Source organism: Nocardioides sp. NPDC127514 (genome assembly GCF_040302125.1).
GTDB lineage: Bacteria > Actinomycetota > Actinomycetes > Propionibacteriales > Nocardioidaceae > Nocardioides.
This window is the reverse complement of the sequence record NZ_JBEORF010000016.1, coordinates 44,433-69,476: the sequence shown is the minus strand read 5'-3', so window position 1 is coordinate 69,476 and position 25,044 is coordinate 44,433. Positions and strand designations below refer to the sequence as shown.

Here is a 25,044-nt window from a genome sequence, read left to right as displayed (position 1 = left end):
TCATGCTCCCTTGTTGATGGCGGCGAGGCTCTCCTTGGCGGCCGTGACGACCGCCTCGGGGGTGAAGCCGTACTCCTTGAACAGCAGCGCACCGGACGCCGAGGCGCCGAAGTGCTCGAGCGAGACGATCCGGCCGGCGTCGCCGACGTACTCCCGCCAGCCCTGCTTCACGCCGGCCTCGACGCTGACGCGCGCCTTGACGTTGGGCGGGATCACCGAGTCGCGGTAGTCCTGCTCCTGGGCCTCGAACCACTCCAGGCAGGGCAGCGAGACGACGCGGGCCCCGATGCCCTCCTTCGCCAGCTCCTCGCGGGCGGCGACGGCGTACTGCACCTCGGAGCCGGTGCCGAGCAGGACGACGTCGACGGTGCCGGTGGGGGAGTCGAGGAGTACGTAGCCACCCTTGGCCACACCCTCGGTGGTCGCGTAGCCGTCCTTGCCGCGGGGGAAGGTCGGCAGCGCCTGACGGGTCAGGATGAGCGCCGAGGGGCGGTCGTGGTGCTTGAGCACCTCGAGCCACGCGGCGGCGGTCTCGTTGGCGTCGGCGGGACGGACCACGTCGAGACCCGGGATCGCCCGGACCGCGGCGAGGTGCTCGACCGGCTGGTGGGTCGGGCCGTCCTCGCCCAGACCGACGGAGTCGTGGGTCCAGACGTGGATCACCGGCAGCTTGGACAGCGCCCCGACGCGTACGGCACCGCGCATGTAGTCGGAGAACTGGAAGAACGTGCCGCCGAAGGCCTTGGTGGGCGAGTGGGCCACGATGCCGTTGAGGATCGCGCCCATGGCGTGCTCGCGGATGCCGAAGTGGAGCACGCGGCCGGCGTAGGGGTCGCCCTTCCACTCGTGGGTGGAGCGGTCCTCGGGGACGAAGCTGGGCGCACCGGAGATGGTGGTGTTGTTGGAGCCGGCGAGGTCGGCCGAGCCGCCCCACAGCTCGGGCAGCACCGGCGCGAGCGCGTTGATCACCTTGCCGGAGGCGGCACGGGTGGCGATGCCCTTGGCGTCGGCCTCGAAGAACGGCAGCGCGTCGGCGATGTCGGCGGGAAGCTCCCCGGCCTGCATCCGCTCGAGCAGCTTGGCGCCCTCCGGGTTGGCCTCGGCCCAGGCGGCCTCCTCGGCGCGCCAGGCCTGCTCGGCCTTCTCGCCGCGCTCGATGAGCTTGCGGGTGTGGGCGAGCACCTCGGGGTCGACGTCGAAGGACTTCGCCGGGTCGAAGCCCAGGATCTCCTTGGTCGCGGCGACCTCCTCGGCGCCGAGCGCCGAACCGTGGGCCGCCTCGGTGTTCTGCGCGTTCGGGGCCGGCCAGGCGATGACGGTGCGCAGCACGATCAGCGACGGCTGGTCGGTGACCTCGCCGGCGGCGTTGATCGCGTCGAACAGCGCCGGGACGTCCTCTGTGTAGCCGGTGCCGTCGTGGGTCCAGTCGACCTCCTGGACGTGCCAGCCGTAGGCCCGGTAGCGAGCCGCGACGTCTTCGGTGAACGCGACGTTGGTGTCACCCTCGATCGAGATCCGGTTGGCGTCGTAGATCATCGTGAGGTTGCCGAGCTTCTGCGTGCCGGCGATCGAGCTCGCCTCGCTGCTGACGCCCTCCTGCAGGTCGCCGTCGCCGGCCAGGACGTACGTCTTGTGGTCGAACGGGCTCGGCTGGTCGACCGGGGTGTCTGGGTCGAGCAGGCCGCGCAGCCGGCGCTGGGCCATCGCGATGCCGACGGCGTTGGCGACGCCCTGGCCGAGCGGGCCGGTGGTCACCTCCACGCCGCGCGTGTGGCCGCGCTCGGGGTGACCCGGGGTCAGCGAGCCCCAGGTGCGCAGGCTCTCCAGGTCGCCGAGCTCGAGACCGAAGCCGCCGAGGTAGAGCTGGATGTAGAGGGTGACGCTCGAGTGGCCGACGGAGAGCACGAACCGGTCACGGCCGAGCCAGTCGGTGTCGGCCGGGTTGTGCTTCATCACCTTCTGGAAGAGCAGATAGGCAGCAGGGGCCAGGCTCATCGCGGTGCCAGGGTGGCCGTTGCCGACCTTCTGCACGGAGTCCATGGCGAGAACGCGGACGGTGTCCACGGCCTTGCTGTCCAGATCGGTCCACTCGAGTACAGGTTTGGTGCTCACGAGGTGCCTTTTCAAATCGGAGAGTCCACTTGGGAGGTTCTTGGGCTGGCCGTGGGGGGCTGCCGAATCCGAGCCTACTCACGCCCCGGGTTAGACTGCGAGCCGCATGCTGTGAACTGCCTGTATGAGCCGCATGTGAAGCCTCAACCCGATCGAGAAGGATCTTCTCAGTGACGCACGTCGAACAGCCGGTCCCCGACCTCGACCAGCGTAGCGACCGCGCGTCAATGCGCGATGTCATCTCGGCGTACGTCTCCCTGACGAAGCCCCGCGTGATCGAGCTGCTGCTGCTCACCACCGTGCCGGTGATGTTCTTCGCCGCCCAGGGTGTCCCGGGCGTCGGCCTGGTCGCGGCCACGGTCGTCGGTGGGATCTTCTCGGCCGGCTCGGCCTCGGTCTTCAACTGCGTCTACGACCGCGACATCGACGAGCAGATGAGGCGTACGCGACGCCGGGCCCTGCCGCGGCACGTGGTCACCCCGCGGGCGGCGCTGATCTTCGGGTCGGTCCTCGCGGTGCTGTCGGTGGTTGTCCTCGGCCTCTTCGTCAACTGGCTCTCCGCCGGGCTGTCGGTGGCCGCCAACGCGTTCTACGTCTTCGTCTACACGATGCTGCTCAAGCGGCGCACCACGCAGAACATCGTCTGGGGCGGCATCGCGGGCTGCTTCCCGACCCTGATCGGCTGGACCGCGGTCACCAACTCGGTGAACTGGGAGCCGCTGATCCTGTTCATGGTCGTCTTCTTCTGGACCCCGCCGCACACCTGGGCCCTGGCGCTGCGCTACCGCGAGGACTACGCCCAGGTCGACGTGCCGATGCTGCCGGTGGTCAAGTCCGCCCGCTACGTGGGTGCTCAGATCGTGGCGTACTCCTGGGTGATGGTCGCCACCTCGCTGCTGCTGTGGCCCCTCGCCTCCACCGGCTGGCTCTACCCGGTCGCAGCGATCGGCCTCGGCGCCGTCTTCCTCGTCCAGGCCCACCAGCTGCACGCGCGAGCCAAGGGCACCGAGGACCTCACCAAGATCCGCCCGATGCAGCTCTTCCACTCGAGCAACCTCTACCTGAGCCTGCTCTTCGTCGCCCTCGCGGTCGACCCGCTCCTGCGCTGAGACCTCCGCCCGCTGAGCTGATCGACGCGTCGTGCGGCTCGATAGGGTTCCGGCGTGGAGATCCGGTCGATGCAGCCCGAGGACGTCCCGCTGGCGGAGCGGCTGAGCGCGGAGGCGTTCTACGAGCTCGACGTACGGATCCGGCGGCCGCACGAGACCGAGCCGGAGAAGCGGTCCCCCGAGCAGGCGGAGAAGTGGAACCGGCGTACGCGGCGGTTCCTGGACACCGACCCGGAGGGGTGCGTCGTCGCGGTCGACGAGCACGGACTCGCCGGTTTCGCGACCTCGATCCGCCGCGACGATGCGGTGTGGGCGCTGGCGACCTATGCCGTACGTCCCGGGCTGCAGGGGCAGGGAGTCGGCAAGCGCATCCTCGCCCTGGCCGCCCAGCACGGGGCCGACTGCCCGCGGTGGATGCTGTCCGCGAGCGATGACCCGAAGGCGGTCCGGCGCTACCGGCTGGCAGGCTTCGACCTGCACCCGCAGATGGTCCTGTGGGGCCAGGTCGACCGGTCAGCCCTGCCGACCGTCGGCGGACTGCGGCAGGGTTCGCTCGACGACGTCGGCCTCCTCGACCACATCGACCGGCTGGCCCGCGGCGCGGGCCACGGTCCCGATCACGAGACACTGGCGTCGATGGGCACCTTGGTCGTCGACACTGCGGGTCGTGGGTATGCCTATGCCGGCACCAGCGGCCCCGCGCTGCTCGCCGCCCTCGACGAGGAGACCGCGGTCCGGCTGCTGTGGGAGTGCCTGGCGCGCACCACGGACGAGCGGGCCGTCGTCGGCCATGTCACCGCCGCCAACCAGTGGGCGACGGACGTCGGGCTCGCCTGTCGCCTGAGCCTCGGCACCGACGGCTACCTCGGGGTTCGCGGGATGGCTCCGCCCGCGACGTACATCCACAACGGGGCGCTGCTCTGACGGGAGCCGACCACGTCGGGGCTAGGCGTGGGCGCGGACCGAGCAGACGACGCGGGCGAGGCCGGCGGAGATGAGGGCGGCGCCGAGCATGTGGAAGCCGACCAGGAGGACGGGAAGGTCGGTGAGGTACTGGACCCAGCCGATCAGGCCCTGGGCGAGCTCGATGGCCAGCAGGACGAGCGTGACCTGACGGACGTACGCGTGCTTGCGGCCGAGCCACAGCGTGACCAGGGTCGCGGCGATGAGCGCGTAGACGGCGTAGGCGTGGATGTGGGACATCAGGGCCGGGTCGAGGCCGGTGCGGCGGGACTCGAGGTCGCCGGAGTGCGGGCCGGAGCCGGTCACGACCGTGCCGAGCCAGAGGGAGAGCCAGCCGACGACGAAGGTGACCACAGCGGCGATGCGTACGGTGCGCGGCGCGGCCTCACGCTCCGGCGAGCGGAGGTCGTCGAGCAGCCACACGCACAGGCCGACCATCGCCATCGAGGCGAGCAGGTGGAGCGCGACGACGTAGGGGTTGAGCTCGGAGAGGACGGTGATGCCGCCGATGACGCCCTGCAGCGGGACACCGAGGGCGATGACGATCGCCAGGGTGCGAATGGTGCCGCGGCGGTTCCAGACGGCGATGACGACGGTGATGGCGATCGCGGCCAGGACGTAGGTCAGCAGCCGGTTGCCGAACTCGATGACGCCGTTGATCCCGAGCGCTTCGTGAGCCACGTAGGACTCCTCGGTGCACTTGGGCCAGGTGGGGCAGCCGAGGCCGGAGCCGGTCAGCCGGACCACCGCACCGGTCACCACGATCCCGATGTTGGCGACGAGGTTGGCGATGGCCAGCCCGAACGCATGCGCGCGGAGCCAGCCGAGGGCCTTGTCTTTGGCCGAGGGGCCCGGGTCGGTGGAGGGTTCGGTGGTGGTCATTCCCACTTGAAGGTCCTAGCTGTGAGGGTCGAGCCGAGGAGGGCCCAGACGAGGAGCACCCCGAGGTCCCGCCAGGCCGGGACGCCGTCGAGGAAGGCGGTGCGTACGGCCTCTCCGAGCGCGCCCGAGGGGAGCCAGCGGGCGACGTCGCCGTAGGCGCCGTACGCCGTCAGCGGCAGCACGACGGCACCGCCGGCCAGGAGGAGCAGGTAGATGAGGTTGGCGGCGGCCAGAGTCGCCTCGGCCCGCAGCACCCCGGCGACGAAGAGCCCGAGCGAGGCGAAGGCCAGGGTGCCCATCGCGATGGCGAGGAAGAAGGCGAGGACGGTGCCGAACCCTGCGGCGGGGGTCCAGCCGAGGATCTGGCCGACGGCGCCGATGACGAAGAGCTGCACGAGCTGTACGCAGCCGAGCGCGAGCACCTTTCCGGCGAGCAGGCCGGTCCGGGGGAGCGGTGAGGCGCCGAGGCGCTTGATCACGCCGTAGCGCCGCTCGAAGCCGGTCGCGATCGCGAGGCTGGTGAAGCTCGTCGACATGATGGCCAGCGCAAGGACCCCGGGGGTCAGGAGGTCGACCAGCGGGCGGTCGGTGCCGAGGTCGAGGTCGATGGCGTTGCCGGCGGTGACGCCGCCGACGAGCACCATCACCGGGATCACGACGGCCAGCAGGAGCTGCTCTCCGTTGCGGAGCATCAGCTTGGCTTCCATCAGCGCCTGGGCGACCACCTGCTGGGTGATCGGCGCACCGCCGGGCTTGGGGGTGAAGGTCCCCGTGGCGACCTCAGACATGCTCGATCCCCTCGGTGAGGTGAAGGCCGCCGGTGAGATCGAGGAAGACGTCCTCGAGGCTCCGGCGGCCCAGGGTCAGCGACTCCGGGAGGACGTCGTTCTCCTCGCACCAGCGGCTCACCTTGGCGAGCGTGGTCGGGTCGGCCTTGCCGGTGACCCGCATCGAGCGCTCGTCGAGCAGGGTGACCTCGGTGTCCTCGCCGAGCGCCTTGCGCAGCGACTCGCGCGCGCCGGGTGGGAACGGCTTGGTCACGACCAGCCGCACGGTGGCGGTCGCGCCGCCGCGGGTGAGCTCCAGCGGAGTGCCCGAGGCGATCATCCGGCCGCGGTCGATGATGTGCACCTGGTCGGCCAGCTCCTCGGCCTCCTCCAGGTAGTGCGTGGTGAGCACGACGGTGACGCCGTCCTGCCTGAGCTCGCGCAGCAGCTCCCAGGTCGTACGCCGCCCCTGCGGGTCCATCCCCGCCGTGGGCTCGTCCACGAACACCAGCTCCGGACGGCCCACCAGCGCCATCGCCAGCCCGAGCCGCTGCTGCTGCCCGCCGGAGAGCCGCCGGTAGGGGGTGCGGCCGCACTCGCCCAGGCCCAGCCGCTCGGACAGGTAGTCGACGTCGAGCGGATGCGCGTGCAGCCGGGCGATGTGCTTGAGCATCTCCATGGCGCGTACGCCGCTCCAGGCGCCCTGACCCTGCAGCATCACCCCGATCCGGGGGAGCAGCTGCTTGCGGTCGGCGATCGGGTCGAGCCCGAGGACGCGAACCGTCCCCTGCTGGGGCTTCCGGTAGCCCTCGCAGGTCTCCAGGGTCGTCGTCTTGCCGGCACCGTTGGGCCCGAGCACGGCCGTGATCGAGCCCTCCGCGACGCTCAGCGTGAGTCCGTCGACGGCCGTCTTGTCGCCATAGGTCATGCGCAGGTCGCGTACCTCGACAGCAGGCCTGGCGACGGAAGAGTCCACGGCGGCAGTCTAAGAAGGCGTACGCCACCGGCCCAATCGCCTAGGTGCGATCCCATGGATTCTTAGGTGCCTGTCAGGACGTTGGCCGCCCAACTCCCACCGAAGGACGGCCAACGCGGGGATGAGACGCCATGCCCCCAGACCTATGACGCGGTGTCTCAGACACAATTTCTGCTCAGGAGATCAACAAGCGAGGCGGTCAGGAATCGAGAAGCCCGCAAGGCCCCGGGATTCCTAAGGTCGAGACATGTTCACACTTCAGACCATCACCCTCGACGCTGCAGACCCCACGGACGCCCGGGCGTTCTACGAGAAGGCCTTCGGGCTCACCGACCAGATCTCCGTACGCCAGGGCCCGGGCACCGGCACCGGCCGGCCGTTCACGATCTCCTTGGTCGTCGGCCAGCCATCGACGGTCGACAGTCTCGTCGACTCCGCGCTCGCGGCCGGCGCCACCTCCCTCAAGCCGGTCGAGAAGTCGTTCTGGGGCTACGGCGGCATCGTCCAGGCCCCCGACGGCTCGATCTGGAAGATCGCCACCTCGGCGAAGAAGGACAACGGCCCCGCCACCCGCGAGATCGACGACATCGTCCTGCTCCTCGGCGTCGCCGACGTCAAGGCGACCAAGCGGTTCTACGCCGAGCGAGGGCTCGGCGTGAAGCGGAGCTTCGGCGGCAAGTACGCCGAGTTCGAGGCCGCTCCCGGCGCCGTCCAGCTCGCGATCTATCCCCGGCGTGCCCTGGAGAAGGAGACCGGTGTCGCGGTCGACCCGGACGCTGCGTACGGAATCGTCCTGGGCGGCGGTAGCGAGGCCTTCACGGACCCGGACGGGTTCACCTGGCAGGCTGGTGACCATGGCACGCACGATCGCGACGAACACGACCGTTGATCTCGAGGGGCTCCTGGAGTTCGTACGTCCCCGCCACCAGATGATCCTGGTGACCAGCCGAGCCGACGGGTCCCCACAGCTCTCGCCGGTCACCGGTGGCGTCGACGACGACGGGCGCATCGTGATCGCGACCTACCCCGAACGGGCCAAGACCCGCAATGCCCGCAGTCGCCCGCAGGTCAGCGTCATGGTTCTCTCGGATGAGTGGAACGGCGCCTGGGTCCAGGTCGACGGCGACGCCGAGGTGCTCAACGCGACTGCGGGCGAGGAAGCCCTGGACGCCTTCGTCACCTACTTCCGCAACATCTCCGGCGAGCACTCCGACTGGGACGAGTACCGCCAGGCCATGGTCGACCAGGGCAAGTCCCTCCTTCGGATCACCCCGAAGCGCTGGGGCCCGGTCGCCACCGGTGGCTTCCCCGCCCGCCTCGCGTAAACCAGTGGCACCAGACGTACGCCGCTGACTACCGTTTCCAGCACACAGGAACACACGAGGAGATGAGCATGCGCAGGTCGGTCGAGATCCGCTCCGCCGCCGGGAACCCCGGTCTGGCGAGCGAAGCCTGCCTGCGCTCCGACCTCCGCTCGGACCGCATCGGCCAGGAGCCGCCGACGCGCTGAGCATCAGCGCCGACCTGAAAGGGCCGCTCCCGCCGCAAGAACCCGGCCGGAGCGGCCCTTTCGCATGCCCCGGCCCTGTCGAAGGAGAGAAAGAGATGACGAACGAGTTCCCGATCGCCCTGGCCGGCGCCAAGGCCGAGACCCTGATGTGGGCGCGTCCGCACGAGATCGAGCACGCTGCCCAGGACCAGCTGCGCAACATCTCCAAGCTGCCCTGGGTGCACGGAGTACGTGTCATGCCGGACGTGCATCTCGGCAAGGGCGCCACGGTCGGCTCCGTGGTCGCGATGAAGGACGCCGTCTCGCCGAGCGCGGTCGGTGTCGACATCGGCTGCGGGATGATGGCGGTCAAGACCTCCGTCACGACCAGCGACCTGCCCGACGACCTCGGCCCGCTGCGCTCGGCGATCGAGGAGGCGGTCCCGGTCGGGTTCCAGGCGAACGACGGCCAGGCCGGCGTCGTCCGCAAGGACCTGAAGCTGAAGGTCGCCTTCGACAAGCTCTTCGGCGGCTTCGAGGAGCTGCGGGCGCCGAAGCTCGGCGACCGGCACAAGCGGGCGGTCGCGCAGTGCGGCTCGCTCGGCGGTGGAAATCACTTCATCGAGGTGACCGCCGACGACGACGGCGTGATCTGGCTGATGCTGCACTCCGGCAGCCGCAACATCGGCAAGGAGATCGCCGAGCGGCACATCTACGCGGCCAAGGGGCTCGAGCACAACCTCGGCCTGCCCGACCGCGACCTGGCGGTCTTCCTGGCCGGCACCGCGGAGATGGACGCCTACCTGCACGACCTCTACTGGGCACAGGACTACGCCAAGCTCAACCGGCGGATCATGATGGCTACGGTCAAGAGCGTCTTCGCGCGCTTCTTCCCCGAGGTCGTGTGGGGCCGGGAGGTCAACGCCCACCACAACTACGTCGCCCGGGAGACCTACGACGGCGTGGACCTGGTCGTCACCCGGAAGGGCGCGATCTCGGCCAAGTCCGACGAGTACGGGCTGATCCCAGGATCGATGGGCACCGGTTCGTACGTCGTGCGCGGGCTCGGCAACGAGGCGTCCTACTGCTCTGCCTCCCACGGCGCGGGCCGGAAGATGTCGCGTTCGAAGGCGAAGAAGACCTTCAGCGTCGCCGACCTCGCCGCGCAGACCGAGGGAGTCGAGTGCCGCAAGGACGCCGGCGTCGTCGACGAGATCCCCGGTGCGTACAAGTCCCTGGAGAGCGTCATCGAGGCACAGACGGATCTGGTCTACGTGGAGGCTCGGCTGCGCACGCTGCTCTGTGTGAAGGGCTGAGGCAGCAATAGGAAAGTGGTCAATTTGGGCCCGAAGGCGACCTGCCGAGGGCCCAAAATGACCACTTCTCCAGTGCAGTTGCGTCGTGGCTGGTTTCTGGAAAGCCGACACCGGGATCGTGAGGGGTCTTAACGTTGAGGCCCATGAAATCTCAGCAGAGGTTGCTGGCGACGTTCGTGTTGGCCGGCACCTTGCTCGTCGGTTGCGGCGAGACGGACGGAGCGGGGTCAGCGCTGGCCGAGAAGTGGTCTCGAGCAGGCGGTCCGGAGAGCGAGTTCCTGTCCTCGGGTTCCTGGACGGCGACCGACGAGCTGTGGATCTACGCCAACATCGACTCCTCCCGGATCGAAGCCGTACGCCTCGCCGACGGCGAGGAAGCCTGGCATCTGCCTCTCGAGGAGAACGTGTGCGAGATCTCGCCGGTGAACCAGGCCGGGCTCGTCGCGGTGCGTGACCACCCACCGGGCTCTCACGGCTGCAACCGGGTCACGGTCGTGGACACCTCCGACGGCGGCGTCGTGTGGTCAGCGACGTTCGAGTCGATCGGTGGACGCTCCGAGGGCGGCGGCATGGTCGGGTTGACCGAGACGACCGTGTCGGTCACGACCGACTGCGCGGTCGAGCGCTGGGAGGCGACGTCCGGTGATCGCCTGGAGCCGCTGATGGCTCGCGACGGGGCCGCCGAGCTGGGCTCGTTCGGGTGCCGGGTCGCCACCACGGGCAACACCGCGCTGGTCCCAGAGAAGGACGGCCTCAGCGGCTTCGACGTCGATACCGGCGAGCGCCTGTGGACCGTCGCCGGCGACCACCCACAGGTGGGCGCCGTCTACGCCACCGAACCGATCGTCGCCGACGTATGGATCGAGGGGGTGCAGGGCGTTCGCATGATCGACCCACGCACCGGTCAGCTGGGAAGGATCGTCGGCCGGTCCCTGGATGCCGGCGCTGCGACGCCGACGCTCGGGCTGGCCGCCGTCGTGGGAGACCGGATCGCCGGCGCCTACGACGAGGAGCTGTCCGGGTCCGACGCCGCCGCGGACGGCGCCGTGCGAACGTGGGATCTGACCTCGGGCTCAGAGGCTTGGAGTCGGGCTAGCGAAGCCGGCGACATCTTCCTGGGGGCTGACGAGAAGGGCGTCTACATCGGTCGTGACACCCGGTCCGAGGCCGGCTACAGCGTGCTCCGTCGCGACCTCGATGACGGCTCCGAGAAAGTCGTCGGCTCCGTCGAGAACGCACCCGCCGTGGTGACGAAGGTCGGTGACCTGCTGCTGGTGGGCGCCGTCGACGCGGCGCGCGAGGACAGCGAGACGACGGCCTACCAGCTGCCCTCGAGCTGAGGGGCCGTGGCGTCAACCACGCTCCGCCGCCCATGGGTCGGGGCGGAGGATGTCGCGCACGAAGGCGAAGAAGACCTTCGCCGTTGCCGACCTGCCGCTCAGACCGAGGGTGTCGAGTGCCGCGATGCCGCTGCGTGAACGCTGAGGCGGCGCTGCCAGATCCCGAGGCGGTGGCTCCACGGCATCCGCGGGTTCAGTCGGCGCGGCTCGGAGACGTGGACCAGGTCGAAGTCCGGGCCGAGGGCGCGGCTCATGTCCTCGGGGACGTACGTCCACGGCGGGCCCGCCTCCATCCTCGGACGGTCGATCGGGAAGACACCCGACGCGACCCGGCCGCCGGGGCGTACGACCGCGCGGGCCAGGTCGCCGACGCGGCCGCGCCAGTCGGGCGGCAGCGCGCAGAAGAAGGTGTGGTCCCACATCAGGTCGACCGGCCCGCCGGTCGCGGCCAGGACGACGTCGGCATCGAGAGCGTCGCCGACCGCGTAGGTGACGTCCGGGTAGTGCTCCGCCGCGTAGGCGGCCGCCGTGGGGGAGAGGTCGACGACCGTCGTACGCCATCCGGCAGCCGCCAACCCTGCCGCATCGTGCCCCCGGCCGGCGCCGGGCGCGAAGGCGGTGCCGGGCTCGCCGAGGAGCGCCGCGTCCTCCTCGATGTAGGCCAGGGGAGCGCCGAGGTCCCAGCCGGTCGTGCCGCGGACGTAGGCGGTATCCCAGTCGGTGGGGTCGTTGACCGTCATGGCCACAGTCTCTCGGGCCGGCGCGACGAGTGGGAGAGCGGGGCGCATGACAAGTCCTCGTTCCACGGTTCCGCGGGCCGTCGCGGACGGGTACGCTTTCGAACATGAGATCGACTGGCGGCGCGTCCCGGCGCGACGTACCGCTGCCGTTCGACGTCGTTCCCGGCGCTCTGCCCACGCCCACGCGGCGGGCACCTGCGCCTGCACCGCAGGACGAGACGCTGGTCCACCGTCTTGTCGGCGCCCACCTCACCTCGCGAGGCCTCCCGCCCGGCTCCGACCTCGTGATCAACCCCCGCCGACCCAAGCGCGGTGAGGTGGCGGTCGTACGCTCCGGCGGCCGCATCCGGGTCGGCATCTTCGACCTCGAACGCGGTCGCACGGTCCTGCGCTCCGACCGGGGCACCCGCTGGCTGCCGCCCGACGCTGTCTACGTCGGCGTCGCCGCCCTCGCCTCTCCGACCCTTGACGGGATGCCGACGGGCTGATCCGGGGTGACGTACGACACGTCGTCACCGGCCAGCGGGCAAGTAAGGGTTGCCTTCGTTGAATCGCCTGGGGGAATAACGTCACAATGGTGTTGTGAAATTCGACGAGAGCACTCTGCAGCCCGCAGAGACCAGCGAGGAGAGCACCCGCCAGCGGGTCGCTCGGTCGCTGCTTGTCGACGGCCCGCAGACCGCTGCGACGCTGGCCAAGCGGCTCGATCTCACCCCGGCCGCGGTCAGGCGCCACCTGGACGCGCTGGCCGAGGAGGAGGCGGTGGAGCAGCGTGAGCCGCGCACCGCGTCCACGCGTGGGCGGGGCCGCCCGGCCAAGCTCTTCGCGCTCACCGACCAGGGTCGGGACGGCTTCGAGAAGAAGTACGACGACCTGGCGGTCGAGGCGCTGCGGTTCCTCTCCGAGGTGGCCGGCGAAGAGGCCGTGCGGGAATTCGCGGAGCGCCGCGCGGCGTTCATCAAGCAGGGACTGGACCGGATCGCCGCCGGTGAGACGGATCTCAGCCCCGCGCAGGTGCTTGCGAATGTGTTCACGGCCAACGGCTATGCGGCCTCCGTCAGGGAGCTGCCGCTGATCAACGGTCACGACGCAGGTGAGCAGCTGTGCCAGCAGCACTGCCCGGTTGCCCATGTCGCCCAGGAGTTCCCCGAGCTCTGCGAGGCGGAGACAGAGGCGATCGCGAAGCTGCTCGGCACCCACGTACAACGCTTGGCCACCATCGCCCACGGCGACGGAGTCTGCACGACGCACATCCCTCCTGGATCCTCCGGTCCCGGCGAAGTTTCGAAGAAGAAGGAGCAGGTCACGACATGACCTCCATCGAGGAGCTCAACCCCGAGCTGAAGGGCATCGGCAAGTACGAGTTCGGCTGGTCCGACTCGGACGTCGCCGGTGCTGCGGCACAGCGCGGTCTCAACGACGCCATCGTCCGCGACATCTCCGGCAAGAAGTCTGAGCCGCAGTGGATGCTCGACCTGCGCCTGAAGGGCCTCAAGCTCTTCGGCCGCAAGCCGATGCCCACCTGGGGCTCCGACCTCTCGGACATCGACTTCGACAACATCAAGTACTTCGTGCGCTCGTCGGAGAAGCAGGCCACCTCGTGGGAGGACCTGCCCGAGGACATCAAGAACACCTACGACCGGCTCGGCATCCCGGAGGCGGAGAAGCAGCGCCTGGTCGCCGGTGTCGCCGCGCAGTACGAGTCGGAGGTCGTCTACCACTCGATCCGCGAGGACCTCGAGGCCCAGGGCGTGCTCTTCCTCGACACCGACACCGCGCTCAAGGAGCACCCGGAGATCTTCCAGGAGTACTTCGGCACGGTGATCCCGGTCGGCGACAACAAGTTCGCCGCGCTGAACACCGCCGTGTGGTCGGGTGGCTCCTTCATCTACGTGCCCAAGGGCGTCCACGTCGACATCCCGCTGCAGGCCTACTTCCGGATCAACACCGAGAACATGGGCCAGTTCGAGCGCACCCTGATCATCGCCGACGAGGGCTCCTACGTTCACTACGTCGAGGGCTGCACCGCGCCGATCTACCAGTCCGACTCGCTGCACTCCGCGGTCGTCGAGATCATCGTGAAGAAGAACGCCCGCGTTCGCTACACGACCATCCAGAACTGGTCGAACAACGTCTACAACCTGGTCACCAAGCGCGCCACCTGCGAGGAGGGCGCGACCATGGAGTGGGTCGACGGCAACATCGGCTCCAAGGTGACCATGAAGTACCCGGCGGTCTACCTGATGGGTGAGCACGCCAAGGGCGAGACGCTCTCCATCGCCTTCGCCGGCGAGGGCCAGCACCAGGACGCGGGCGCCAAGATGGTGCACGCCGCCCCGAACACCTCCTCGTCGATCCTGTCGAAGAGCGTTGCGCGTGGCGGTGGCCGCACCTCCTACCGCGGCCTGATCCAGATCAACGAGGGCGCGCACGGCTCGAAGTCCAACGTGCTCTGCGACGCGCTCCTGGTCGACCAGATCTCGCGTTCGGACACCTACCCCTACGTCGACATCCGCGAGGACGACGTCTCGATGGGTCACGAGGCCTCGGTCTCGAAGGTCTCCGACGACCAGCTGTTCTATCTGATGTCCCGCGGCATGGCCGAGGACGAGGCGATGGCGATGATCGTGCGCGGCTTCGTCGAGCCGATCGCCAAGGAGCTCCCGATGGAGTACGCCCTCGAGCTCAACCGCCTGATCGAACTGCAGATGGAAGGAGCGGTCGGCTGATGACCGCAGCTGTGCAGGAGGCCCTGGAGCTCGACAAGGTCGAGTCCCACCTCCACCCGGAAGGCTCTTTCGACGTCGAGGCGCACGAGGTGCCGAAGGGTCGCGAGGAGATCTGGCGGTTCACCCCGCTCAAGCGCCTCAAGGGCATCCACGACAACGCCCCGTTCGCCGACGGTGCGACCAAGGTGGAGGTCGAGGCGGCCACGGGCGTGACCGTCGAGACCGTCGCGGCCGACGATGACGTACGCGGCAGCTCGGGCCTGGTCCCGACCGACCGTGTCTCGGCGCGGGCCTGGGCGGCCAGCACCGGCGCGACCGTCGTGCGGATCCCGACCGACACCGTCGTCGAGGGCGCGACCGTGATCCGCCACCACGGCACCGGCTCGGAGACCGCCGGCGCCGGTCACGCGGTGATCGTGGCGGAGAAGTTCGCCAAGGCGACCGTTGTGCTGGTCTTCGAGGGCTCTGCCGTCGTCGCCGACAACATCGAGATCGTCGTCGAGGACGGCGCCGACCTCACCGTCGTCTCCGTCCAGGACTGGGCCGACGACGCCGTCCACCTCTCCACCCAGCACGCCAAGGTCGGCCGCGACGCCAACCTCAAGCACGTCTCGGTGAGCTTCGGGGGCGACGTGGTGCGTCACGACTTCTCGGCGGAGTACTCCGGCCCCGGCGGCTCCGTGGAGTCGCTCGGCCTCTACTTCGCCGACGCCGGTCAGCACATCGAGCACCGTCTCTTCGTCGACCACACCGCCCCGAAGACCAAGTCCAACGTGATCTACAAGGGCGCGCTGCAGGGCGAGAAGGCCCACGCGGTCTGGATCGGCAACGTGCTGATCCGCAAGGAGGCCGAGGGCATCGAGACGTACGAGGAGAACCGCAACCTCATCCTCACCGACGGTGCCTGGGCCGACTCCGTGCCCAACCTGGAGATCGAGACCGGCGAGATCGAGGGCGCGGGTCACGCGTCGGCGATCGGCCGGTTCGACGACGAGCAGCTCTTCTACCTGCAGAGCCGCGGCATCTCCGAGACCGAGGCGAAGCGCCTGGTCGTGCACGGCTTCTTCAACGACCTGATCCGTCAGATCGGTGTCCCCGAGCTCGAGGAGAAGCTGACCGGCACGGTCGAGGCCGAGCTCGCCAAGAACATCAACACCCTTATCGAGAAGGACGCAACCGCATGAGCACGCTTGAGATCAAGGACCTCACGGTCTCGGTGAACACCGAGGACGGTGCCAAGGAGATCCTCAAGGGCGTGACCCTGACGATCAACTCCGGCGAGACCCACGCGATCATGGGCCCCAACGGCTCGGGCAAGTCGACGCTTGCCTACTCGATCGCCGGCCACCCGAAGTACACCATCACCGGCGGCACCGTCACCCTCGACGGCGAGGACGTCCTGGAGATGTCGGTCGACGAGCGCGCCAAGGCCGGGCTGTTCCTGGCGATGCAGTACCCCGTCGAGGTTCCCGGCGTGAGCGTGGCCAACTTCCTCCGCACCGCGAAGACGGCGCTGGACGGCGAGGCCCCCAAGCTGCGTACGTGGGTCAAGGACGTCAACGGTGCGATGAACAAGATGCACCTGGACCCGACCTTCTCGCAGCGCTCGGTCAACGAGGGCTTCTCCGGTGGCGAGAAGAAGCGCCACGAGATCGCCCAGCTCGACATCCTCGACCCGGCCGTCGCGCTGCTCGACGAGATCGACTCCGGCCTCGACATCGACGCGCTCAAGGTCGTCTCCGAGGGGATCAACGACTTCCGCGCCCGCGACGGCAAGTCGGTCCTGCTGATCACCCACTACACCCGCATCCTGCGCTACATCAAGCCTGACCACGTGCACGTCTTCGTGGCCGGCCGGATCGCGGAGTCGGGTGGCCCGGACCTGGCCGAGGAGCTGGAGGCCAACGGCTACGAGAAGTACGTCGCGGCAGGGGTCTGACATGAAGGGTCTGCTGCCCGACCTGGATCTGGTCCGCAAGGACTTCCCGATCCTGGAGCGCACCTTCGACGGCGGCGAGACCCCGCTGGTCTACCTCGACAGCGCCAACACCTCGCAGAAGCCGCAGATCGTGATCGACACCATGGTCGATCACCTGGAGCGGCACAACGCCAACATCGCTCGGGCGATGCACCACCTGGGTGCCGAGGCGACCGAGGCGTTCGAGGGGGCGCGCGACACCGTCGCGCGCTTCCTCGGCGCGCCCGAGCGCGACGAGGTGATCTTCACCAAGAACGCCTCCGAGGCGCTCAACCTGGTCGCCAACACCGTGCCGCTGGCCGCCGGCGACGTGGTCGTGACCACCGAGATGGAGCACCACTCCAACATCGTTCCGTGGCAGCTCGCCACGCAGCGCGCGGGTGCGACGTTGAAGTGGTTCGGACTCACCGACTCCGGTGAGCTCGACCTGTCGAACATCGACGAGCTGATCACGCCGGCGACCAAGATCGTCGCGCTGACCTGGGTCTCCAACATGCTCGGCACGGTCAACCCGATCGCCGAGATCGCCCGCAAGGCCCACGAGGTCGGTGCGCTGGTCGTCGTCGACGCTGCGCAGGCCGCCCCGGTGCTGCCGATCGACCTGGCCGGCATGGCCGAAGAGGAGCGTCCCGACTTCCTCGCCTTCACCGGCCACAAGGTCGTCGGCCCGACCGGCATCGGCGTCCTGTGGGGCCGGCGTGCCGCGCTCGAGGCGCTGCCGCCGTTCCTCGGTGGCGGCGAGATGATCGCCACGGTGACGATGGAGAAGTCGACCTACGCGCCGATCCCGCACAAGTTCGAGGCCGGCACCCCGCCGATCGCCGAGGCTGTGGGTCTCGGTGCGGCGCTGGAATACCTCATGCACCTCGGTATGGAGAACGTCCACGCCCACGAGCAGGCGATCACGGCCTACGCGTTGGAGCGCCTCGCGACCGTCCCGGGTGTGACCGTGCTCGGCCCGGCCGACGCCGCCAAGCGCGGCGGCGCGATCGCCTTCGAGCTCGACGGCGTGCACCCGCACGACGTGGCCCAGGTGCTCGACTCCAAGGGCGTCGCCATCCGCGCCGGGCACCACTGCGCCAAGCCCGCCCACCAGCGGTTCGGCGTCCAGGCCTCCAACCGGATGTCGTCCTACCTCTACACCACGCCCGCCGAGATCGACGCGCTGGTCGAGGGGTTGGAATACGTACGCACGTTCTTCAAGTTGGACAAGTGATGACTGCCGCGAACCTCGAGAGCATGTACCAGGAGATCATCCTGGACCACTACAAGAACCCGCACGGGAAGGGTCTTCGCGACCCCTTCGAGGCGGAGGTTCACCACGTCAACCCGACCTGCGGTGACGAGATCACCCTGCGGCTCCACGTCGACGGGGGCAAGATCGAGGACATCTCCTACGACGCCCTCGGCTGCTCGATCTCGCAGGCCTCGGCCTCCGTGCTCAACGACCTGGTCGTGGGCAAGACGGTGGACGAGGCGATGGTGATCCACGAGGAGTTCCTGCGGCTGATGCAGGGCAAGGGCCAGGTGGAGCCCGACGAGGACATTCTGGAGGACGGCATCGCCTTCGCCGGCGTCGCCAAGTTCCCCGCCCGGATCAAGTGCGCGCTGCTGTCGTGGATGGCCTGGAAAGACGCCGCCGCGAAGACTGTCGCCGAGGAGAACTGATGACTGAGACCGACCACACTGAGCACGACCACGCGGGTCACGACCACGCGGGTCACGACCACGCGGGGCATGACCACTCCGGCCATGACCACTCGGGCCACGGCCACGGGCACGGTCACGAGGCGCCTGAGTGGCAGGGGATGCGTACGTCCACGGTCGAGGGCGCGAGCCTGAAGATCGAGGACGTCGAGGAGGCGATGAAGGACGTCGTCGACCCCGAGCTCGGCATCAACGTTGTCGACCTGGGTCTGATCTACGGCCTGCACATCGAGGACCACTCCAACGTGGTCATCGACATGACGCTGACCTCGGCGGCCTGCCCGCTGACCGACGTCATCCAGGACCAGACCTCGCAGGCATTGGAGGGCATGGTCAACGACGTGCACATCAACTGGGTCTGGATGCCGCCGTGGGGCCCGGACAAGATCACCCCCGACGGCCGCGAGATGCTGCGCGCTCTCGGGTTCAACGTCTGAGGTTCGCCCGACGTGGGAGTCCTGAGGTCACTGGGTGACCTCAGGACTCCCACGTCATTTCAGGCGACGCGGCGGGCGCGCGCGATCGCTTCCTGGCTGCGCTTGTAGGGCTTTCTTCCGGGAGTTCTGGGGGTGTCCCGAGGTTTGCCGCTCTCCAGGAGCACACCGCCCCAGACTCCCCACTCCCGCCGGGCGGTGCCGAGCTCGAGGCAGGTCTGCCGCATCGGGCAGTCGGCGCAGACCTGCTGCGCCTCGGCGAGCTGGGTGAGGTCCTCGGGATGAAAGAGCTCCGGGTCCTCGCCCACGCAGGCCCACTCGTCGGTCCGGGGAGTCGGGTGCTTCAGCGTCAGCTCGTAGGTCTTCGAGCTGTTGCCCTCTCCGAAGAGTGTGATGATCTCCATCTCGTTCACCTCCTGGTGATGCTGCTGGACATGAGAAAGGGCCGCCTCCGATTCGATCGGAGCGGCCCTGGTGGATGCGGTGAGCACCTACGTTCGTTGCGGCTCCGAGCGCGCAAACTCCACGTCCTGGACCGGTCGGCTCAGGTGCTTGCAGATCGTGGTCTCGCGCATGACATCAATGGTATTCACCCCGCCCCAGCCGGGACCACTGGTTTGTCCCGGGAAACGTGCCGGTGACGGCGGCTTAACCGGCGGCGTACGCGGCCTCGTTAGCGTCCGGGATCCACCGTCGTCGACGCTTAGGAGACCCGATGAAGGTCTTGAAGTCCCCAGCCGTCCTGATCCTCGCCGGTGCCGTCGCCGGCATCGTCTTCGGCTTGGTGGTGGGGGAGTGGGCGGCAACCTCAAGTTCGTCGGTGACATCTTCATCCGGCTGATCCAGATGTCGATCGTCCCGCTGGTCGCCTCGTCGGTGATCGTCGCGACGGGCGCGATGACCGGGGCGGGCGCCGGCAGATTGGCCGGGGCGACCTTCGGCTGGATGCTGGGGTTCGCGGTGGTCGCCGCCTTCGTCGGCTGGGGGCTGGCGGAGCTGATCGAGCCGGGAGCGGGGATGCGCTATGACGGCGACCTCGACCCGACCCTGACCGACTCGGCCGCGGCGACCGCGGTCGGCTGGCAGCAGACCGTGACCGCCTTCGTCTCCACCAACGTGGTCGAGGCGATGGCCACCGGCGCGATGGTGCCGATCATCGTCTTCGCCCTGATCTTCGGTCTCGCGCTCAACCGCTACACCGCGATGAACGGCCCGACCGTCGTGCTCACCTTCTTCGAGCAGATCCAGGCGATCGTCCTGCTGATGATCAGGTACGTCATGTACCTGGCGCCGATCGGCGTCTTCTGCCTCCTCGCCGATCTCGCCGGCCGCGTCGGCTTCGGGGTGGTCACCACCGCGCTCGCCTACCTGGGCACGACCCTGGCCGGCGTGGTGATCATCTCCGCCCTCTACGTCGTCGTGGTCGTCGCCGTCACCCGGCTCAACCCGCTGCGCCTGCCCGCGAAGCTCGCCGAGCAGACCGTCGTGGCCGTCACCACCACCTCGTCGGCGGTCACCTTCCCGACGGTGCTGAAGAACGCGGTCGAGAAGTTCGGCATCTCGAAGCGGGTCGCGGACTTCACGCTCTGCCTGGGGATGACGATGGGCTCGTGCGGCGCGGTGCTCAACTACACGATCGTGGTGCTCTTCCTCGCCCAGGCCTCCGGCGTCTCGCTCTCCCCTGGCGACATCGCGCTCGGGATGGCGCTCGCGGTGCTGCTCAACATCGGCACGATCACGGTGCCCGGCGGGTTCCCCGTCGTCGCCATCTTCCTGGCCACGTCCCTGGACCTGCCCATCGAGGCCGCCGGGCTGCTCATCGCGGTGGACTGGTTCACCGGCATCCTGCGTACGTTCCTCAACGTGAACGGAGACACCATGGTCGCGCTGCTGGTGGCGCACGGCGCGGACGAGATCGACCGGGACGTGTACGCCGGGACGAAGCCGGTGGTGGAGCCTGTCGCGGAGGCGGCGGCCTGACACGATGGAGTCATGGACGTAGCCGCCCGCACCGCAGCCAACCGACGCCTGCTCGCCGACTTCTTCGACGGGCTCGACGAATCCCAGCTGGAGACACAGAGCCTCTGCTCAGCCTGGACGGTGAGGGAGGTGCTGGGCCACAGCGCGATGCCGTTCTCGGTCGGGATCGGGCGGCTGCTGTGGCGCACGCTGCTGGCCCGAGGCTCCATCGACCGGGCCTCGGCCGCGATCGCCGAGGAGCAGGCGCGGCGGCCGGTGGCCGAGCTGACCGGGCTGCTGAGGACGTACGCCACCAAGCGGGTGCCGGCGCCCGGCGTCGGTCCGATGGGGCAGTTCACCGACCACTGCATCCACCTGCGTGACTGCGCCCGACCGCTCGGTCTCGACACCGACGTCCCGCTCGAGGACTGGCGCGCGGTGCTCGACTGGCTGCCGACCAAGCAGGCCTCGCTCGGGGTGGTCCCAACCGGCCGGCTCGACGGGCTCGCGCTGCGCGCGACCGACCAGGACTGGTCCTGGACGGCGGCGAACGGCTCGAGCGAGGAGGTCGCCGGTCCCAGCGAGGCCCTCGCGATGGCTCTCTCCGGCCGGTCGGTCGCGTTGGCGGATCTCGACGGGCCAGGGGTGGCGACCTTGCGGGAGCGTCTCGGCTGACCCGGGTAGGCTCCCCGGACGTGGAGGCTCCTGGTCGGATCTGGTTCGGGTACGTCGCCTCGGTGGGCCTCGCCGCACTGTCCGCTGCCGCGGCGGACACCGACCTTGCGGACTTGGTCTCCCGATGGGCCCGCGGTTGGGCCTACGCCCGGGGCTTCTCCCGCCCTGCGGCGGTGCCTGGAGGCGTACGAGTGGAGGTCGGGGAGAGCGGCCGCCGGGTCGAGTGGGTGGCGACCGACGACGCCGACACGCTCGCCGGGCTCGTCGACACCGCCCGGGTCACGCCCGAGGCGTGGTTGTCGGTGGTGACCGAGTCGCCCGCGGGCGTACGACCTTGGTTCGTGGAGGGCGGGCTGGTCGCCAGTGATGGTGAGGAGGCGCTGATGTCGATCCAGCTCGCCGACCACGCGTTCCGGCGGCTTCCGGAGGGCTATCTCGCCGATGTGGATCGCGACGGCGGCCTCATCACCGTGACGGTCCGCGTGGGCGAGGACGTCGCGGCCCTCGGGCGGATCGCCGTCATCGGTGCCGACGCCGTCGCCGACCGGATCCAGACCGAGCCCGACCACCGGCGCCGCGGTCTTGGCGGTGCGGTGATGAGCCTGCTCGTCTCGGCCGCCCGGGAGGCCGGTGCCGTCCATGGCCTTCTGGTCGCCAGCGAGATGGGCGAGCCTCTCTACACCGGCCTCGGCTGGCGCGCCCGAGCCCGTCTGGTGAGCGCGCGAACAGCCACGCCGCGTACCTCCGCCGAGTCCCGGCACGGCTAGTGCCAACTGTGGTTGAGTGTCGCCTATGAGCGACGACGCCGTCATGGTTCCCGACAACCCTGAGCAAGAGACAGAGGTTGCTGCGTTCTGGGAGGACGTGAAGCATCACGCCCATCTCAGCGCCGCGCCGGGCTACTTCGGTGCGTCTCCGCTGGAAGCGCTGCAGCCACCGGCGTGGGCGTTCGGTGGGACGCCGGAAGAGGCAGACGGGCTGCTCGAGCTCGTCCTCGAAGGGGTGAAGACGGCGACCGCCACTGCGCAGTGGGACTTCGAGAGCGGAGACGAGCCGTTCCCGACCGTAGGTGGCATGAGCATCATCCTCGACGGCTCCGGTCATCCACGCGCCCTCATCGCCACCACTCAGGTCGACGTCGCCCCGTTCCGGGACGTCCCGGCGGAGTTCGCGCGACTGGAGGGCGAGGGCGACCTGTCGCTCGAGTACTGGCGCGAGGTGCACGAACGCTTCTTCACCGAGTTCGCCGGTCCCGACCACGAGTTCAGCGAGGACATGCCGGTCGTGATGGAGCAGTTCGAGCTCGTCTGGCCGAAGCCGGACTGATCCGGAACCCGGGTGGTGGGCGGATGACACCGACCGAGCTGACCGACCGGGTCCGGGAGATCTGCCTCGGGTTCCCGGAGAGCGCCGAGCGGGTCACCCACGGCGCGCCCGGGTTCTTCGTGAAGAAGCAGTTCGTGATGCTGTGGCCGCAGGGACATCACGGGCGCGACGAGCCGCATCTGTGGGCGGCCGCCGCGGCGGGGGTGCAGGCCGAGGTCGTCGGTGACGATCCCGAGCGCTTCTTCGTGCCTCCCTACGTCGGTGGGCGTGGCTGGGTCGGCATGCGGCTCGACGGTGACGTCGACTGGGACGAGGTAGCCGAGATCTGCGAGGACGCCTATCGCCACATCGCGCCACCTCGGCTGCTGCGTGGCCTGGACCGGTAGCGTACGGACATGCCCAACGTCGCCGTCCCGGTCGCTCGGATCCAGCGGTGGGTCGACAACTTCGCCGCGCGCCACGGCGAGACCCGGCTCGGGGTCGACTCCGGTGCGCTGACCGGTGCCGCGGCCGACGGATCCTCGTTCATCGCGGCGCTGCCGTTCGAGAAGACGTACGCCGGGCCGGCCGATGTCGAGGCGTTCATCGCCGCCTCGGCTCCGCCGCGGGACTGGGGCCTGCTGCTGGTGCGCAAGGGCGGCTTCGCGATCGCCCGGATGAGCGGCGGCGAGATCGCCGACCACAAGATCGGGCGGCGGCACGTCCAGGGGAAGACCAAGGCGGGCGGCTGGAGCCAGCAGCGCTTCGCCCGGCGCCGCGCCAACCAGGCCAGCGCCGCGTACGAGGCGGCGGCCGAGCATGCCGCCCGGATCCTCGACGGGCTGCGAGGCCCGCTCGTCACCGGCGGCGACCACGGCGGTGTCGACGACGTGCTCGAGGACCGGCGGCTGGCGTCGCTCGAGGTGACCGGACCGTGGCTGGCCGTGCAGGACCCCAACCGCGCGGTGCTCGATCAGGCGATCGAGGAGGCCCAGAAGGTGCGGATCGAGGTCCTCAACGCCGACAGCTGACGCGTCAGGGGAGCTGCCAGACTCCCGGCGACCCCTTGACCATCAGGCCGTCGGTGAGCAGCGTCTGACGGGCACGTCGCGCCGCGTAGCGCCAGCGGAGCTCGCCCTCCGGGGTGGTTTCGAAGTCACCCGGGAGGAGGCTGTCAGCCAGCTGGCTCTCGAGCTCGTCGAGAACGTCGTCGGCAGACATCGAGCCGCCGGCGGTCTCGAGGATCTCGAGGATGAGCGGCGCGAAGGCGGCCGGCGGGGTCCACTTGCGGGGAGCGGACTTGGTGACGACCTTCGGCGCGGCGGCCGTCGAACTCGTCGTGGTCTTGCGTACCCGGGTTGTCGGCTTCTTCACTGGAGCCGGAGCGGGCGGGGCCGGGGGCCGCCCATGGATGCACTGTGACTTCGGCAGGTCACACAGCTCGCAGTAGTCAGTCTCGGACATCGGCTCAACCATATCGGCCCCAGGATCAAACTCAGCATCCCGTCGTCGCCTCCCGGCGGTGAGTGCCGTTGCGACCTGCGAGGATGCGCTACTTTGGCAAGCATGTGGCAGCCCGACCCAGGGTGGCTCGTCCTCCCCGGCGGCACCGGACCCTCCACGCTGGGGGTCTGGCGCACTGCTGTGGGCGAGGAGCAGGAGCCGGTCGTGGTCAAACGGCTCGGGCAGCCGGGGGCGTACGACCCGGCCGAGCTGAGCCGCCGCCGACACTTCGCCTACTGGCGGCGGGCAGCGGACGTCGCGACCTCGGGGCTCGTCGACGACTCCCCGGGCATGATCGGCGCGCGTACGAGCGTCGCCGAGGACGACGAGGGCATCACCCTGACCAGCGAGTGGGTCGAGGACGCCGCCAACTCCGGGCTCTTCGCGGCGCTCTCCATGGGCCGCTTCGCCGGCGCGGACCTGGGCGAGGCGCGCTGGCTGGCGCGCGACCAGTTCCGCGACCGGATCGCGCGGGTGGAGTACAACGGCGGCTGGCCGACGATGATGCGTACGACCGCCGCGGACATCGCCCACACCCTCTGGGAGCGGCGCGGGCGCTTCACCAACCTCCTCGACGAGCTGCCCCAAGTCGCCCAGCACGGCGACCCCGCGCCGCAGAACCTCCTCGGCCGCACCGACGACGGCGAGCGGCTGATCGCGATCGACTGGTCGAGCCTGGGCCACGGCCCCGTCGGCGGTGACCTCGGGCTCTATCTGCTGCACGCCCGGGAGTCGTTCGAACCGCTGCTGGAGGCGTACGTCCTGGGGCTGCCTGCCGGCGTCGCAACCCGTGAGGAGGTGACGCTCGGTGCGCAGATCAGCGCCGTCTACACCGCGCTGAGCCGCGCCGAGTGGGCGCTGAGCCGGATCAAGCCAGGGGAGGGACCGCTGCTCGCGAAGTTCCGCCACCCCGCCGTCGCGCCCCACCTGCGGACCCTGCAGAAGCATGCACCGCTGGTCGAGGCGCTGCTCGAGATGTGAGCTGCTCGGTCGCCAGGCGTCACATCCGCAACACCGCTCAGGCAATGCCTGCACTTCTCAGGTGTTGCAATGCCCGATA

General features: G+C 69.4%; 28 protein-coding genes. 21 read left to right on the top strand and 7 right to left on the bottom strand.

Annotation, left to right across the window (positions count from 1 at the left end; translation table 11 throughout):
• Positions 1 to 2,112: a transketolase gene (gene tkt / locus ABTX24_RS14355; protein WP_350714775.1), complete on the bottom strand. Its 2,112-nt coding sequence runs from the start codon at positions 2,110 to 2,112 to the stop codon at positions 1 to 3.
• 170 nt (positions 2,113 to 2,282) lie between these two features.
• Between tkt and ABTX24_RS14350 the strand changes: the two genes are divergently transcribed.
• Positions 2,283 to 3,221, top strand: a complete 939-nt coding sequence (locus tag ABTX24_RS14350; protein ID WP_160022609.1) for a heme o synthase — start codon at positions 2,283 to 2,285, stop codon at positions 3,219 to 3,221.
• 54 nt (positions 3,222 to 3,275) lie between these two features.
• Positions 3,276 to 4,145, top strand: coding sequence for a GNAT family N-acetyltransferase (locus ABTX24_RS14345; RefSeq protein ID WP_350840473.1), 870 nt, complete (start codon positions 3,276 to 3,278; stop codon positions 4,143 to 4,145).
• 21 nt (positions 4,146 to 4,166) lie between these two features.
• Here the strand turns inward: ABTX24_RS14345 and ABTX24_RS14340 are convergent, their stop codons facing one another.
• From ABTX24_RS14340 to ABTX24_RS14330, 3 genes are read right to left on the bottom strand one after another with little or no spacing between them, the layout of a single operon-like run.
• Positions 4,167 to 5,066, bottom strand: a complete 900-nt coding sequence (locus tag ABTX24_RS14340) for a COX15/CtaA family protein (protein ID WP_350840471.1) — start codon at positions 5,064 to 5,066, stop codon at positions 4,167 to 4,169.
• Entirely contained in the window at positions 5,063 to 5,854 is a 792-nt protein-coding gene (locus ABTX24_RS14335) for an ABC transporter permease (RefSeq protein ID WP_350840469.1), read from the bottom strand. The genes ABTX24_RS14340 and ABTX24_RS14335 overlap by 4 nt, the downstream gene beginning before the upstream one ends.
• The gene (locus ABTX24_RS14330; protein WP_502890807.1) at positions 5,847 to 6,809 is read right to left on the bottom strand and encodes an ABC transporter ATP-binding protein; all 963 of its coding nucleotides are present in this window, start codon (positions 6,807 to 6,809) and stop codon (positions 5,847 to 5,849) included. The genes ABTX24_RS14335 and ABTX24_RS14330 overlap by 8 nt, the downstream gene beginning before the upstream one ends.
• A gap of 247 nt (positions 6,810 to 7,056) precedes the next feature.
• Here ABTX24_RS14330 and ABTX24_RS14325 point away from each other — a divergent pair, with 247 nt between their 5' ends.
• From ABTX24_RS14325 to ABTX24_RS14310, 4 genes are all read left to right on the top strand, one after another.
• Positions 7,057 to 7,698, top strand: coding sequence for a glyoxalase (locus ABTX24_RS14325; protein WP_350840467.1), 642 nt, complete (start codon positions 7,057 to 7,059; stop codon positions 7,696 to 7,698).
• Positions 7,664 to 8,134 (top strand): PPOX class F420-dependent oxidoreductase, encoded by a 471-nt coding sequence (locus ABTX24_RS14320; RefSeq protein WP_350840465.1) that lies wholly within the window; start codon positions 7,664 to 7,666, stop codon positions 8,132 to 8,134. Before ABTX24_RS14325 ends, ABTX24_RS14320 begins: the two co-directional genes overlap by 35 nt.
• A gap of 280 nt (positions 8,135 to 8,414) precedes the next feature.
• Positions 8,415 to 9,614 carry an RtcB family protein gene (locus ABTX24_RS14315; RefSeq protein WP_502890806.1) on the top strand — a complete coding sequence of 400 codons (1,200 nt, stop codon included), beginning with the start codon at positions 8,415 to 8,417 and terminating at the stop codon, positions 9,612 to 9,614.
• Between the two features lie 143 nt (positions 9,615 to 9,757).
• Positions 9,758 to 10,954 carry an outer membrane protein assembly factor BamB family protein gene (locus tag ABTX24_RS14310; protein WP_350840463.1) on the top strand — a complete coding sequence of 399 codons (1,197 nt, stop codon included), beginning with the start codon at positions 9,758 to 9,760 and terminating at the stop codon, positions 10,952 to 10,954.
• 98 nt (positions 10,955 to 11,052) lie between these two features.
• On the opposite strand, the gene ABTX24_RS14305 is transcribed toward ABTX24_RS14310, so the two are convergent.
• Entirely contained in the window at positions 11,053 to 11,694 is a 642-nt protein-coding gene (locus ABTX24_RS14305; RefSeq protein WP_350840461.1) for a methyltransferase domain-containing protein, read from the bottom strand.
• Positions 11,695 to 11,798: 104 nt separating this feature from the next.
• On the opposite strand from ABTX24_RS14305, the gene ABTX24_RS14300 reads away from it, so the two are divergent.
• The 8 genes from ABTX24_RS14300 (at position 11,799) to ABTX24_RS14265 (ending at position 18,545) form a co-directional block, all read left to right on the top strand.
• A complete protein-coding gene (locus ABTX24_RS14300) occupies positions 11,799 to 12,182 on the top strand; it encodes a hypothetical protein (RefSeq protein WP_350840459.1) in 384 nt (127 codons plus the stop codon).
• Between the two features lie 94 nt (positions 12,183 to 12,276).
• Complete coding sequence (locus ABTX24_RS14295) at positions 12,277 to 13,008, top strand: helix-turn-helix transcriptional regulator (protein ID WP_350840457.1); 732 nt, start codon at positions 12,277 to 12,279, stop codon at positions 13,006 to 13,008.
• Positions 13,005 to 14,423 carry a Fe-S cluster assembly protein SufB gene (gene sufB / locus ABTX24_RS14290; protein ID WP_160022627.1) on the top strand — a complete coding sequence of 473 codons (1,419 nt, stop codon included), beginning with the start codon at positions 13,005 to 13,007 and terminating at the stop codon, positions 14,421 to 14,423. Before ABTX24_RS14295 ends, sufB begins: the two co-directional genes overlap by 4 nt.
• Entirely contained in the window at positions 14,423 to 15,607 is a 1,185-nt protein-coding gene (gene sufD / locus ABTX24_RS14285; protein WP_350840455.1) for a Fe-S cluster assembly protein SufD, read from the top strand. Before sufB ends, sufD begins: the two co-directional genes overlap by 1 nt.
• A complete protein-coding gene (sufC, locus tag ABTX24_RS14280) occupies positions 15,604 to 16,362 on the top strand; it encodes a Fe-S cluster assembly ATPase SufC (RefSeq protein ID WP_160022631.1) in 759 nt (252 codons plus the stop codon). The genes sufD and sufC overlap by 4 nt, the downstream gene beginning before the upstream one ends.
• Position 16,363: 1 nt before the next feature.
• Complete coding sequence (locus tag ABTX24_RS14275) at positions 16,364 to 17,617, top strand: cysteine desulfurase (RefSeq protein ID WP_160022633.1); 1,254 nt, start codon at positions 16,364 to 16,366, stop codon at positions 17,615 to 17,617.
• Positions 17,617 to 18,069 (top strand): Fe-S cluster assembly sulfur transfer protein SufU, encoded by a 453-nt coding sequence (gene sufU, locus ABTX24_RS14270; RefSeq protein WP_160022635.1) that lies wholly within the window; start codon positions 17,617 to 17,619, stop codon positions 18,067 to 18,069. The genes ABTX24_RS14275 and sufU overlap by 1 nt, the downstream gene beginning before the upstream one ends.
• A 140-nt stretch (positions 18,070 to 18,209) precedes the next feature.
• A complete protein-coding gene (locus tag ABTX24_RS14265; protein WP_160028798.1) occupies positions 18,210 to 18,545 on the top strand; it encodes a metal-sulfur cluster assembly factor in 336 nt (111 codons plus the stop codon).
• Between the two features lie 59 nt (positions 18,546 to 18,604).
• Here the strand turns inward: ABTX24_RS14265 and ABTX24_RS14260 are convergent, their stop codons facing one another.
• On the bottom strand, positions 18,605 to 18,946 hold the full coding sequence (locus tag ABTX24_RS14260) for a WhiB family transcriptional regulator (RefSeq protein ID WP_160022637.1): 342 nt from the start codon (positions 18,944 to 18,946) through the stop codon (positions 18,605 to 18,607).
• A 391-nt stretch (positions 18,947 to 19,337) separates the two neighbouring features.
• Between ABTX24_RS14260 and ABTX24_RS14255 the strand changes: the two genes are divergently transcribed.
• From ABTX24_RS14255 to ABTX24_RS14230, 6 genes are read left to right on the top strand one after another with little or no spacing between them, the layout of a single operon-like run.
• Positions 19,338 to 20,522 carry a dicarboxylate/amino acid:cation symporter gene (locus ABTX24_RS14255; RefSeq protein ID WP_350840453.1) on the top strand — a complete coding sequence of 395 codons (1,185 nt, stop codon included), beginning with the start codon at positions 19,338 to 19,340 and terminating at the stop codon, positions 20,520 to 20,522.
• Positions 20,523 to 20,534: 12 nt separating this feature from the next.
• Positions 20,535 to 21,176: a maleylpyruvate isomerase family mycothiol-dependent enzyme gene (locus ABTX24_RS14250; protein ID WP_350840451.1), complete on the top strand. Its 642-nt coding sequence runs from the start codon at positions 20,535 to 20,537 to the stop codon at positions 21,174 to 21,176.
• A gap of 20 nt (positions 21,177 to 21,196) precedes the next feature.
• Positions 21,197 to 21,943 carry a GNAT family N-acetyltransferase gene (locus ABTX24_RS14245; RefSeq protein ID WP_350840449.1) on the top strand — a complete coding sequence of 249 codons (747 nt, stop codon included), beginning with the start codon at positions 21,197 to 21,199 and terminating at the stop codon, positions 21,941 to 21,943.
• 25 nt (positions 21,944 to 21,968) lie between these two features.
• The gene (locus tag ABTX24_RS14240; RefSeq protein ID WP_350840447.1) at positions 21,969 to 22,502 is read left to right on the top strand and encodes an ASCH domain-containing protein; all 534 of its coding nucleotides are present in this window, start codon (positions 21,969 to 21,971) and stop codon (positions 22,500 to 22,502) included.
• A 23-nt stretch (positions 22,503 to 22,525) separates the two neighbouring features.
• The gene (locus tag ABTX24_RS14235; RefSeq protein ID WP_350840445.1) at positions 22,526 to 22,888 is read left to right on the top strand and encodes an MmcQ/YjbR family DNA-binding protein; all 363 of its coding nucleotides are present in this window, start codon (positions 22,526 to 22,528) and stop codon (positions 22,886 to 22,888) included.
• Positions 22,889 to 22,897: 9 nt separating this feature from the next.
• The gene (locus ABTX24_RS14230; RefSeq protein ID WP_350840443.1) at positions 22,898 to 23,512 is read left to right on the top strand and encodes an acVLRF1 family peptidyl-tRNA hydrolase; all 615 of its coding nucleotides are present in this window, start codon (positions 22,898 to 22,900) and stop codon (positions 23,510 to 23,512) included.
• A gap of 4 nt (positions 23,513 to 23,516) precedes the next feature.
• On the opposite strand, the gene ABTX24_RS14225 is transcribed toward ABTX24_RS14230, so the two are convergent.
• Positions 23,517 to 23,945 (bottom strand): hypothetical protein, encoded by a 429-nt coding sequence (locus ABTX24_RS14225; protein ID WP_160022651.1) that lies wholly within the window; start codon positions 23,943 to 23,945, stop codon positions 23,517 to 23,519.
• A 102-nt stretch (positions 23,946 to 24,047) separates the two neighbouring features.
• On the opposite strand from ABTX24_RS14225, the gene ABTX24_RS14220 reads away from it, so the two are divergent.
• Complete coding sequence (locus ABTX24_RS14220; RefSeq protein ID WP_350840441.1) at positions 24,048 to 24,965, top strand: phosphotransferase; 918 nt, start codon at positions 24,048 to 24,050, stop codon at positions 24,963 to 24,965.
• Positions 24,966 to 25,044 lie beyond the last annotated feature (79 nt).